General features: G+C 49.2%; 13 protein-coding genes and 2 pseudogenes. 14 read left to right on the top strand and 1 reads right to left on the bottom strand.

What is annotated here, in order from left to right; all coding sequences use genetic code 11:
• The 3 genes and pseudogenes from U869_RS0128150 to U869_RS0128140 all read left to right on the top strand — a co-directional run.
• A pseudogene (locus U869_RS0128150) lies at nucleotides 1-598 on the top strand (hypothetical protein); the annotation flags it as partial.
• 190 nt (nucleotides 599-788) lie between these two features.
• Nucleotides 789-986: an AlpA family transcriptional regulator gene (locus tag U869_RS0128145; protein ID WP_025123883.1), complete on the top strand. Its 198-nt coding sequence runs from the start codon at nucleotides 789-791 to the stop codon at nucleotides 984-986.
• A gap of 95 nt (nucleotides 987-1,081) precedes the next feature.
• On the top strand, nucleotides 1,082-1,924 hold the full coding sequence (locus U869_RS0128140) for an antA/AntB antirepressor family protein (protein WP_025123882.1): 843 nt from the start codon (nucleotides 1,082-1,084) through the stop codon (nucleotides 1,922-1,924).
• 240 nt (nucleotides 1,925-2,164) lie between these two features.
• Here the strand turns inward: U869_RS0128140 and U869_RS32465 are convergent, their stop codons facing one another.
• A complete protein-coding gene (locus tag U869_RS32465) occupies nucleotides 2,165-2,341 on the bottom strand; it encodes a hypothetical protein (protein WP_184280512.1) in 177 nt (58 codons plus the stop codon).
• 139 nt (nucleotides 2,342-2,480) lie between these two features.
• Between U869_RS32465 and U869_RS31210 the strand changes: the two genes are divergently transcribed.
• The 11 genes and pseudogenes from U869_RS31210 to U869_RS32950 all read left to right on the top strand — a co-directional run.
• Complete coding sequence (locus U869_RS31210) at nucleotides 2,481-2,699, top strand: host cell division inhibitor Icd-like protein (protein WP_029988556.1); 219 nt, start codon at nucleotides 2,481-2,483, stop codon at nucleotides 2,697-2,699.
• Nucleotides 2,692-2,871: a DUF4222 domain-containing protein gene (locus U869_RS0128125; RefSeq protein ID WP_025123881.1), complete on the top strand. Its 180-nt coding sequence runs from the start codon at nucleotides 2,692-2,694 to the stop codon at nucleotides 2,869-2,871. The genes U869_RS31210 and U869_RS0128125 overlap by 8 nt, the downstream gene beginning before the upstream one ends.
• Complete coding sequence (locus U869_RS0128120) at nucleotides 2,864-3,088, top strand: hypothetical protein (RefSeq protein WP_025123880.1); 225 nt, start codon at nucleotides 2,864-2,866, stop codon at nucleotides 3,086-3,088. The genes U869_RS0128125 and U869_RS0128120 overlap by 8 nt, the downstream gene beginning before the upstream one ends.
• Nucleotides 3,085-3,672 carry a hypothetical protein gene (locus U869_RS0128115; protein WP_025123879.1) on the top strand — a complete coding sequence of 196 codons (588 nt, stop codon included), beginning with the start codon at nucleotides 3,085-3,087 and terminating at the stop codon, nucleotides 3,670-3,672. Before U869_RS0128120 ends, U869_RS0128115 begins: the two co-directional genes overlap by 4 nt.
• Nucleotides 3,656-4,006, top strand: coding sequence for a hypothetical protein (locus tag U869_RS0128110; RefSeq protein WP_025123878.1), 351 nt, complete (start codon nucleotides 3,656-3,658; stop codon nucleotides 4,004-4,006). Before U869_RS0128115 ends, U869_RS0128110 begins: the two co-directional genes overlap by 17 nt.
• Entirely contained in the window at nucleotides 4,006-6,789 is a 2,784-nt protein-coding gene (locus U869_RS0128105; RefSeq protein WP_025123877.1) for a TOPRIM and DUF927 domain-containing protein, read from the top strand. The genes U869_RS0128110 and U869_RS0128105 overlap by 1 nt, the downstream gene beginning before the upstream one ends.
• A 332-nt stretch (nucleotides 6,790-7,121) precedes the next feature.
• The gene (locus U869_RS0128100) at nucleotides 7,122-8,048 is read left to right on the top strand and encodes a hypothetical protein (RefSeq protein ID WP_051588722.1); all 927 of its coding nucleotides are present in this window, start codon (nucleotides 7,122-7,124) and stop codon (nucleotides 8,046-8,048) included.
• Nucleotides 8,049-8,063: 15 nt separating this feature from the next.
• Entirely contained in the window at nucleotides 8,064-8,636 is a 573-nt protein-coding gene (locus tag U869_RS0128095; protein WP_025123875.1) for a hypothetical protein, read from the top strand.
• A 363-nt stretch (nucleotides 8,637-8,999) separates the two neighbouring features.
• Nucleotides 9,000-9,578: a hypothetical protein gene (locus U869_RS0128090; RefSeq protein ID WP_025123874.1), complete on the top strand. Its 579-nt coding sequence runs from the start codon at nucleotides 9,000-9,002 to the stop codon at nucleotides 9,576-9,578.
• Nucleotides 9,579-10,018: 440 nt separating this feature from the next.
• Nucleotides 10,019-10,192 carry a hypothetical protein gene (locus U869_RS32460; RefSeq protein WP_171407030.1) on the top strand — a complete coding sequence of 58 codons (174 nt, stop codon included), beginning with the start codon at nucleotides 10,019-10,021 and terminating at the stop codon, nucleotides 10,190-10,192.
• Nucleotides 10,193-11,222: 1,030 nt separating this feature from the next.
• Nucleotides 11,223-11,645, top strand: a pseudogene (locus U869_RS32950) (hypothetical protein); the annotation flags it as partial.
• Nucleotides 11,646-11,662: the final 17 nt, after the last annotated feature.

The following is an 11,662-nucleotide window of genomic DNA, read 5'->3' as shown; positions in this document are numbered from 1 at the left end:
TTCAATGATCACGGGTATAGACATAAAAAGATATGCTAGATATAGGGTTATCTCTAGTCTGTTGTCAAAAGCCAAGAAAAATAATGAAAAGGATGAGTATGCTTATTGGTATTCATTCAACGATTTTAGTGATGATGAACATAATCACTTTTACTCTCAATATTTGCTATTTCAACAAAGGTTATTGCGTATTATCTGGGGGTATGTATCAGGAAACCTTAAGGAGGCTTATGCTAACGGAGGTGAAGCCCTTGAATTATATAAGTCCGCACTAAGTGAACTATTCAAGGTTAGGGGGCATGATGTTTTTAAATTCTTACATATAGATAATATTGATAATGATGCTTCGATACTACAAGCAAACATTAAAAAAATAGATGATATGAAAAAGTATATAGTTACCACCCGAAACGATGACACACTACAGGAAAGAGCACTGGCTGTTGAATTACTAAAGCTGTTTAGAGAGTTTGGTAATGAAAAAGTTGTTTCTGGAGTATATAACTTTATGAGAGCTGATTTTATTAATAATGATATTGATAGGAAAACGATTCAACGGTGCTTTGATGCTCTACCTGGTCAGTTTGGGACAAAGTGACACCATTCTGTACTGGGTTTGTCATGACAATTACAGGGAGGTTTGGCCCATTTTTGTTATGACATTCTCAATGGTAAATTCCTTGATTTTGCCGTTTTAATGAGATTAAAAGTAATTCATTCTCTCTTCCTGTAAAACAAGGCAAGTCTATTAAAGACAATAATCGTATACAGGGGGCTACATGACACAAATAGCACAATCATTCATCCGACTACCAGATGTTCAGCGCCGCACTGGTTACAGCAAAGCCTGGATCTATCGCCTCATGTCCCAGGGTAAATTCCCTACGTCCGTAAAGATCGGATCTCGAACCATTGCCTTTGTTGAAAGCGAGATTGACGAATGGGTCAATCAACGTATTGCTGAATCGCGCAAAAATATCGCCTGATAAAGAATTTCTGGTGTTAACTATTGCCAACTATTTAGGTGATTTGTACTCAATGCTTATCGGCAGCAATCAAAAGCTTTAACGAGGGATAATCAATGGAAATTGAAAAAGCGGCCAACACTGGCCGGGGCCAAACTCACCCTAAGGAAAGCCGTAGCGGTATTAACGGCAATGACTTTTCCGCCTTGGTACCGGTAATTTCTGGCCAAATTAGCGGGCGTAAAAGCAACATTGTGAGCGCCAAGGCGTTGCATAAAACGCTAGGCGTGGGCAATGACTTCTCCACCTGGTTAAAACTCCGAATTGATGAATATGGCTTCGTGCTTGGCACTGACTATGTAATTTTTGATTCCTCAAATTACAGGAATCAAAGCGCAGATATTGACCAACAGAAAACCGGGTGGGTATCTAAGCGCGGGGGAGATCGTCGCAGTAAGGATTACGGCCTATCCCTGGGTATGGCTAAAGAGCTGGCGATGGTGGAGCGTAACGAGCAAGGCCGTGCTGTTCGACGTTACTTCATTCAGTGCGAGGAAGCATTGCAGCTCAGTGCGCCAGAAGTGGCCGCCCGGTTCCGCCGTCAACTTAAAGCCCGCATAGGTGCCGCCAACCTGTTTAAACCAATGTGCGCTGCGCTGGATTCTGCCCGCGCCGAACAGGGTAAGCAGACGCTACAGCATCACTACAACAACGAAAGCAACATGATCGCCAAGATTGTGCTGGGCGGTCTGACGGCCAAGCAGTGGGCGCAGATAAACGGCATTGACGGTGAACCACGCGATAGCATGAGCGCGGAGCAGTTGGACCACCTCACCTATCTGGAAAGAACCAACTTAACTTTGATTGAGTTAGGGCAGGACTATCAGCAACGCAAGGCCGAACTGGTGCGGTTATCACAACGCTGGATGGCGAAACGACTAGGGATTGACCATGCATAACCAATTTGTCAGCCAGAAAAAAGCCTTTCCCCTGGCAGGCACCCGTTGCCGTTACGCTGGTGGATTGGCACTAATGAAAAAGGGCAGTATTGCGAATGCCACCCTTTGGGGTCATTGCTCAAATCTGAGTCACGAACAAAATCAACATATCGCAGTACCACAGGATAACCACACCGAAATAACCGTGGATGCTGGGCGACTATCTTTGAGCGAGTCGGCTACCTACGAAACTTTCGTAGGTCAGCCCTTTGGCTCGATGCCGCGCTTATCTAGTTCCCGGCGAAGCAGTCTTTTAATCCAGCCAGCTTTATTGTCGTCACCATCCTCTTTCATTGCGACGGCTAACCGTTCTGATAGATCCACATCAAGGCGAAGCTGTACTACGTGCCGCTCTTTTTGGTTTTCTTTGGTTGACATTGGTGTTCACCGGTATATATTGAGATTTGAGGTTATCAATGTACACCATTGCATAGCTTTTAGTAAAGCGAAGCCCGGAAGTGTCTCACCACTCATCGGGCCTCTCACCACCAACGATAAAGCACGTATCGAGGTAGCTATGTCAGATCATATCACACCCTTAACCGGGCGGAATTCTCTCACCCCGAATAAGTTCACCTGGCGCTTTCTGGCGTTATCCCGTACAGACAGCAAGGCCAAACCTTGCCGCATGTCTGTAGAGGCGCATACCGAACGAGAAGCCCGCCAAGTGCTGGCCCCTCACTTTATCCTGTCATTCGCCGCCCGCCTGCCGGTTCAGGAGGTGAGTCATGCGTAAACCGATGCCAAAAGAACGCTATCAAGATAAGCGCGGCCAGATCATTACCATTAAATCATGCATTTTCAATCGTGTGATATTTGTCCGGGCTGGTTATCAGGCTGAATGCACGTATCCGCTCAATCGTTTTGAGTCTGAATTTACCCTTGTCGGAGAGAAAGCTCATGACTAATACAACTCATTTTCTCACCGCAGCACTGATTCATGACACCGAGTGCCTGTTGGCAATCTTGCGCACGATCAACGATGTTGATGATCCCGAGCGCCAGAGCTTTTTAGTCGATGCCGCAGAAAATATTGGCAGCAATCTTCTAAGTAAATTGCAGTGTAACGAAGCGATCGAGGATGCCGCCGCATCAGATGATAGCGAGGCGAGAGAGGCAGAATGAATAACGTTATCCCTTTCCAAAAAGTGCCTGAACAATCAGGAAAATACTACGCAGAAGCCACCCCTGATGGCGTGAAGTTGTACCAGAAATACAGCGATAACAAATACCACGAACAGGAAGTAATCCCGTTCTCTGAGGTACTGACACGTGCTGATGATGGCGAGTGGGATGACAATCGTTCTTTGGCACTACGACTGCTAGCCGAGTGGGCAGGCATCCCAGAGAACCATTCTACACATAACCTCGTGATGCTTTATCGCTGGTTGGTGGCTGATGCCTATGTTGCCGAACTGGTCGCTCTGAATGGCGCTGAGGAGTTCTACGGACAGCGCGGCGGTATGGTGACGAGTCGGAAGATTGAGCGCTTGGCTATCGCGAATCACATTGAGGGTATGGGTATTGAACGCCACGGCATTGAAGAGGGCGCAAGGCTTACCGTCAAGTTCTATCAGCATATGCTTGAAATTATTGACGGCAATATTCACGGAATATCGGCTTTCGGGCGCGACACACTGAATGAGTTGCATGAGGGATTTTTGCAGGCTTACCTCGCGGAGGGTTTGCCTAATGAAACTCATCACTAATAGTCCTCGTCTGAATGCCCTCGCAAACCAGTATGCGGTTGCTGTGCATCGGCACGTAATGCAGCAGAACAAGGGCGGCAAGTTCGATTTTGGCATGGATGGGCAAGCGAGCTATGTTGCCATTATGGGGGGTGTGCCTGGCATCCGTGACTTGGTTGACTCTTACCTTTTGGTGGCATTAAGGCTGAATTGCCCGCAGTTGGATCTGTTAGTTATTCAAATGATTAGCAAATGCCTAGACAATGACAACCTGACACCACGGGGCTTGGTGGTCTGGCAGTGCATAAAGAAAGAGATGTACGCAGACCGTACTAGACCATGGGGGACTGCTTGATGCGTAACATTGACCTTATCCGCGAAGTGACCAAATCAGCAGCTAACCGCTGGCCTGATGTGTTACCGATGGTGGGGATCGACGTTCCCGCCAGCCCACGAGCACAAGTGGCCTGCCCTGCTTGCGGTGGGCGTGACCGGTTTCGGTTCGATGATAACGGGCGCGGTTCGCATTTCTGCAACCAATGCGGAGCGGGTGACGGGTTAGACCTCATCCAGAAGGTGAACCGGTGCGACGCCACCGAAGCCGCTCGGATGGTCGCTGATGTGCTGGGTATTGATTACCGGACAGCAGATACAGCACCAGAGGCCACCGGCCAGAGCAAGGCAATAATCGAAGCCGAGCGTCAACAGCGTGAGCAGGATCGCCAGCAGGCAGAAGCCACCGAACTGGAGCAAAAGCGCCAGCGGTTCAATCGTCGCTATACCGCGTTATGTAACAGTGCCACGATGGGGGGATCGGCCTACCTTGCGGCCAAGGGGCTGACCGGTTTCACCTTCCCCACCCTGAAAGATGGCCGCTTGCTGGTGGTACTGACCGACGAAACCGGCGCAGTTACGGCAGCACAGACCATCACCCCCGATGGTGAGAAAAGGCAGGTAACGGATGGCACCAAGCGCGGCGCATACCATGCCGTAAACGCCCCAGAACAGCCGCAGGCGGTGATTATTGCCGAGGGGCTGGCAACTACCTTAACCGCCCACTTGATGCGCCCTGATGCGCTGACGGTGGCCGCTATCGATGCCGGTAATCTTCTGCACGTTGCGGAGGTAATGCGCCGGAAGTATCCCGATGCGCAGATCATCATTGCCGGGGATAACGATTGGCACGCACCGGGTGAACTGGACGAACACGGCAAACCGAAGAAGAACGGCGGGAAGATAGGCGCAGAGAAAGCCGCCAGTGCTGTTTCTGGATGGGTATCCTTGCCACCGACAGAGTATAAAGCTGATTGGGACGATTACCGCCAACAGAAAGGCCTAGAAGCCGCTACACAAGCATTTAACGATTCGCAGTATCAGCACAAGGGGGAAGGCGTGGGCATCCAACTGAAAGCCATTGAGGGTGGTAAAAAAGACAGCCAAGAGGCTGACCCGCTAAAACCTCGCATTGAAAGCCGCAAGGATGGCATTTTCTGGATCACGCCGAAGGTATACCAGGTGAGCGGTGAGGTGATCAACAATGAATCGTGGTTGTGTTCACCATTGGAAGTGATCGGCACTGGCCGGGATGACAAAGACCAATACTTGATTATCCGTTGGCTACCGGTAGGCGAAACCCTGCCAACAACCGCAGCTATTCCCCTAGCCGACATCGGGGAGCGTGAAGGCTGGCGCACCCTGAAAGCGGGCGGGGTGAATGTGACCACGAAAACCGCACTCAGGGCCACCCTGGCCGATTGGTTACAACGTGCTGGCTCTCATGAGATTTGGCGCGTGGCGCAGGCTACAGGTTGGCAGTGTGGGGCATACATCATGCCAGATGGTGAGGTCATTGGCTCACCTGACAAGCCGGTGCTGTTCAATGGTCGCAGTGCTGCCGCTGCCGGGTACACCGTCAAGGGAACGCCAGAGGGGTGGCGGGATTCGGTGGCACGCTTGGCCCGTGGTAATCCCTCCATGATGGCCGGTATCGGTGCAGCGCTGGCTGCCCCTCTCATTGGGCTGGCCGGTACTGACGGGTTCGGCATTCACTTCTACGAGCAATCGAGCGCCGGTAAGACTACCACCGCCAACATTGCCAGCAGTCTGTACGGTGAGCCTGACGCCTTGCGCCTGACGTGGTTCGGTACGGCGTTAGGGATAGCCAACGAGGCCGCCGCGCACAATGACGGACTGATGCCGCTGGATGAGGTAGGGCAAGGCGCTGATCCGGATAGCGTGGCGAAATCGGCCTACACCCTGTTTAACGGCGTCGGTAAGCTGCAAGGAGCCAAAGAGGGCGGCAACCGTGATTTGAAACGCTGGCGTACCGTGGCGCTCAGTACCGGGGAAATGGACATTGAAACCTTCATCGCCACTGCTGGACGCAAGGTGAAGGCGGGGCAACTGGTGCGCCTGCTGAATATCCCGCTGGAGAAGTCACAACAGCACCATGAGACGGCCAACGGCAAGGCCCACGCCGACGCGCTGAAAGATGCCTATCAGCACAACTACGGGGCCGCTGGTCGCTTTTGGATTAAGCACCTTGCCGACCACCAGCAACAGGCCATTTCCGCAGTCAGAGCCGCTGAGGAACGTTGGCGCTCACTGATACCGGCAGACTACGGGGAGCAGGTTCACCGGGTAGCGGCGCGGTTCGCTGTGCTTGAGGCGGCGCTGTTGTTCGGGAGTGTTGTTACCGGTTGGGATGCGCAGGAGTGCCGGGACGCGATCCAGCACAACTTTAACGCCTGGATCAAAGAGTTCGGCACCGGCAACAAAGAGCACCAACAGATTATCGAGCAAACGGAAGCCTTCTTGAATGCCTACGGCCTGAGCCGCTTTGCCCCGCTGCCCTATGACCCGCAGAGCCTGCCTATTCGTGATTTGGCCGGATACAGGGATAAGGGTAAACATGATTGTGACTCGATGGTGTTCTACACGTTCCCGGCAGCGTTTGAGGATGAAATAGCGCGAGGGTTTAACTCCAAGCATTTCGCCAAGGCGCTGGCAGGGACCGGGATGCTGACACCGCCAGCCAGTGGGAGAGGCTTTCAACGGAAATCACCGCGTATCGACGGGCGACAGATTAACGTGTACGTGATCCACCACCTGCCAGACGGAGAACAGTCAGAAGAATAAAGTCTCTACGTGCGATAAAACATGTTGGTTCAGTCAGTTCAGTTGGTTCAATTTGTAAAGGCGCTTGTTTCTAAAGGGACCTTACTTTGATTTTGAACTAACACTGAACCAACAAGTGCCCGTTTTGAACCAACAAAAATACTTTGCCCTAGCTTGTGGCTAGCGTGACCACCTGCATGAGGCTGCGCCAGCAATCAATAGGTAAAACCGTTTTGCCCCCTCTCATACAATGATATACTGTATATACATACAGTTATTTATGTTCCACTTGATCTATAAACATATCTACTATTAGATTGATCTAAAAGTGGTCATCAATAAGGATGTTTATAGTGTTATCAGACTTGGAAAGATGGGTGGGAACCTTTGATTTTCGTATAAAACCGAGTCACCAAGAGGCTCCTGGGTTACCTATTGAGCAAATTATTCCGCGTGTATCTAATCTATTCAACAATGGTAATGCGGTAAAAATGTATCAGAGTGGATCGCGTGCCTTACGCGTTTCTCAATTTAGATATGACGAAGCAGAAGGTACGTTGACTCTTCTGATGCAACTTTCTGATAAGAGGATGGCAGACCCGGTTTTTGCAGATCTTGAGAGTGGCACATTAAGAGTTGAACCAAAACTTGAAGGTGAAGGGATAGCAGTTTCGGCGCATTTTATTATCAAAACGGAACCAAATGTAGGCTCTGTAGACCACTATAAAACTGTAATTGAGTGTGTACCAGGCATTACAAAGAGCGTATTTGAGCCGTTTCTTAACTGGCTTTTGCGTACGTCTTACGAGAACGAAGAGTTTGTTAGCGAGCTAACGAATAGGAAGTACAAACTGAGGCCGGTGCTTGATGTCATTTCGCATACGTCACAGACTTTAGAAGAAAGCTTGGCAGGATCTCGATTGCAAGGGATTCGACTGATCAGCACTAATAGAGTCGATGGGATGGATAAGAACCCCTACACTGAAACTGTAGAGAAAGTCATCAGGTTAAAGGTTGTAAAACAACCGGGAAGAACAGGCAAAGTTAGGCTTCTTAACTCATTGTGGGAAAGGGGAAAAAGGCAAGGTTATAATAAAGTTAGCATCAGTTACTCAAAAGACGGCAAACAATCCAGTTTAGACTTTGATGTGCGGGAAGATGCAGCGACTAAGCTATTCACAAAAATGGAGAAAGTCATCCTTCCTGATGGGATTGGTCAATGTGAAGAGCAAATCCATGAAGATCTAAGGGAGAAGATGGTGAGAATTTTGAACGCATGATTCAAGGAGCGACATATGAAATTGCTTGCCCCACTCGGATACCTGAAAATTAGGCATGATGAAAAATGGAAGTATGATTTCGGCTACCCTGTGCTTGGCGCTCTGATGTTAACTATTTGTTATGGAGTGATGAGTGTTCCTTTCAGCATTCTAGGAAAGGGAGGGCTTGTTCCGCAGGTAAACGGACTGCTGCAGGTTTTGATAGGGTTTTATATCGCAGCGTTGGCTGCGGTGGCAACTTTTTCTAATCCAGCCATAGATGAACTAATGGCTGGTACTCCGCCAACAATAAAAGAGCAATATCGAGAAAACTGGCTTGTTGTACCTCTTAAGAGAAGAAGATTTCTTTGCTACTTGTTCGGATACCTTGCTTTGTTGAGTTTTTCCGTTTTTGGTTTTGGTTTAGCTGTATCGTTGTTTACTGATTCTGTCATTAACTTTATTATTCTGCACTCATCACCGGTGGTGCTAAAATGTTTTAAGGTTATGTTTTTATTCATTTATTCAACAGTGCTTTTGAACTTAGTCACGACAACCCTGCTAGGGTTGTACTACTTGTCGATACGTATACATCAGCCAAACCTCTGAACCCACCTTTCGGTGGGTTTTTGTTCTCTGGCAAATGTATCTGCCACATCACCATATAAGATTTTATGTCACAAGGTACGTGTGCTGAACTTGAACTCAGCTACAGGTGTACTGAGCACTCTACTTTGCAGGCTGCTAGCGCAGATGTAGTTATCCTTGCTACTGCCCGACAGAACACCACCCCTCACCACTTGGACGCTAACCCGATTTCTTTGGATTCACAGGCCCGTAAAACGAAACATAAAGCAATTCGCAAATTGGGCTAGAAGCCGCACCACAACAGGGATAAGCCTGATTGCGCACGATTCGCATTTCTTTTAACTCCCATATTATTTCGTATTCAAAAATCTGGAGATTGCGAAAATGAGAGAGCAAACCAGGAGCTACACAGACGCACTCCCCCGCATTGGCTTGACGTTCCTGGGGAATATGCGCCGGGATCTGGCAGATGTGCCAGATGGCCACGCTATCTACACCACCACCGAAAGTGGGACGTTGTGGATCGCCAGAAGCGACAACGGATACACGGCCACCATCAACGGGCATTCGTTCAGGCTATCACTGACAACCACCAAGGCCAGTTATGGTGTGCGGCATTGGTATCTATGCCCTCACTGCCACCAGCGATGCGCAAAGCTCCATATCGGGCGTAAGAATATCGCCTGCCGTAAGTGCTGGGGGCTTCACTACGCCAGCCAGAGCGAGGATCGGATAACCAGAATGCGCCGGTTAATCAGAAGCAAGCGCCTTGCCATCTGGGGCTATGACACACCGGACCTAATGAACCTGGTCAAGACGCCTTTTCAATTCGCAAAGCCCAAGGGCATGAGGTGGGAAACGTTCGAGCGTAAACGCTGGCAGTTGTTCCGGTTGGAGGAACGGTATTGGAAGGTATTTATACCGATCATCGAACGCCTGACAGGAAAGATTGAGCGAACCTAGGAGGTTGTGAGTGAGCAATCCTGACGCACAATCTTCAAGCCACTGCCTTACCGGTGGCCATGAACGATGGTAGCTATGGCGGAACGTGCGCCCATGAGATTTTTATATCAGACTCACCTGTGACGTGTCACATGATAAAGCATGACTGGTCACGGCAAGTCACACAGCAGATCACCCGCCGCTTGGCGGTTCACACCTTCGCAAGAATCCCACCAGACCAACCTTCATCACAATAGTTATCATTTTTTATACGCAAAATCATTACGTTATCCATCACTTTCAAATGGTTAATACCTGATAACTCTGTGCAATAAAATTCTTTATTTATAATTATTTTTAGAAATATTTTCTCTTTATTTGGTTTTTTGTGGGTAATTTATTTTGCGTGTTTTTTGGTCTGGAGTATCATTGTATGCATAACCAGCTATGGGAATGCATACATGAAAAATACCCGCTTTAACCCTAAACCAATACTTATCGAGCATGACTGCGTTGAGGCGATGAAACGCCTTCAAGAGCAGGAACGCAGTAAATCACCCCTTGGTGTTGCGCCATCCCTCCAAGACATCGCCCGCGGCCTCATCCGCAAAGCATTACAGCAAGTAGGAGAATAGCTCCATGCCAACAGTACCGATCTATCAACGCCAAACAGCGCCAGAAATGGCCCCGGTCAACAACGTTAATCTGCGGTTGCCACAGCAGGGCTTAGGCGAGCAATTGGCCCAAACTGGCAACAACTACTTGAATGTACTCGGCCAGGATAAGCAGAAGCGGGATCTGGCCAACATGCAGGATACGCTTAATCAGTTTTCTGTTTTTGCTGATGACCGATACAACAACCCACAGAACGGTCTGATAACACTGCAGGGTAAGAATGCCATTGGACAAGGTGAAGCTCGGGCGCGAGAGATTTCAGACAAAGCCGCCGAGATGCGTAATTCCATACCCGAATATTTGCACCCTATGTTCGACCAACAGATCCAGCCGCTTGGCCGCAGTTATGGCAATAAATTCCGCCAGTATGAGGTCGGTCAGAAGCAGCAGTATGAGGGGCAGGTATACACATCTGGTAATGAGCTGGCAGAGGTTCAGGCGCGTGGCTTATGGAATGACCCTACAGCGTTTGCAGAGGTGATTAAATCTCGCTTTGATGCTACGGACCAATATGCCGATGTCTACGGAATGCCGGACGAGTGGAGAGTTGCACAGAAGGTAAAAACTAAAGAGAGGGCCGCAAGCGCCGCACTTGATACCTGGATCGCTAACGACCCGTTGGGGTACATAGCCTGGAATGGTGAACCGTCAGACCTTGGCGGAGTGGCCAGGGCATCTGAAAGCAGCAAATACGGCGGCCAACCAGGAACTACAAAAGGTATGGTATCGGCTGGAAACATCGATCTATTAAGTCGGCCAACGGTTAAAAATGATGATGGGAGCATCAGCACTGTAAGAAGTATTTCTATAGGTACCGATGATGGTGAGGTTTTAATACCAACCGTAAGCGATGATGGAAAGCTGTTATCTGATGATGAAGCCATCGCCTTATACGAAAAAACAGGCAAAAATCTTGGCGTTTTTGATAATCCTGATGATGCAACGGTTTATGCTGAATCCCTTCATAAGCAACAAGAGAATATGTACGCCGGTAAACCTTCCGGTTCTCTTGGCCTGCACAACAACAACCCAGGCAACATAGAATTCAGTGATAAAAACCCATGGGAAGGGCAGATCGGTAGCGATGGACGCTTTGCCAAGTTTGCCACACCTGAACATGGGATCCGTGCGCTAGGGAAAAACCTACTGTCATACAACAGGCTTCACGGTCTGGATACTGTCGGGGAGATAATCACCCGCTATGCACCACCCAAAGAGAATGAAACCGATGCCTACATCAAGGCAATTTGCGCTCAGCTCGGCGTTGGTGCCAATGACCAGATCGATGTAACCAATCCGAGCACATTGGCCGCGCTATGTGCTGGGATAATTCGACAGGAGAACGGTAAAAAGAGCGCCAGCAATATCAGCACTGAACAGATTAACAACGGCGTTAGCGCTGCGCTGGGGCTGTAGTGGTCAACTAATAC

This window comes from Serratia sp. H1w, from assembly GCF_000633355.1.
GTDB lineage: Bacteria > Pseudomonadota > Gammaproteobacteria > Enterobacterales > Enterobacteriaceae > Chania.
The sequence above is the reverse complement of the archived record's forward strand: the minus strand, read 5'-3'. Positions and strand labels throughout refer to the sequence as shown.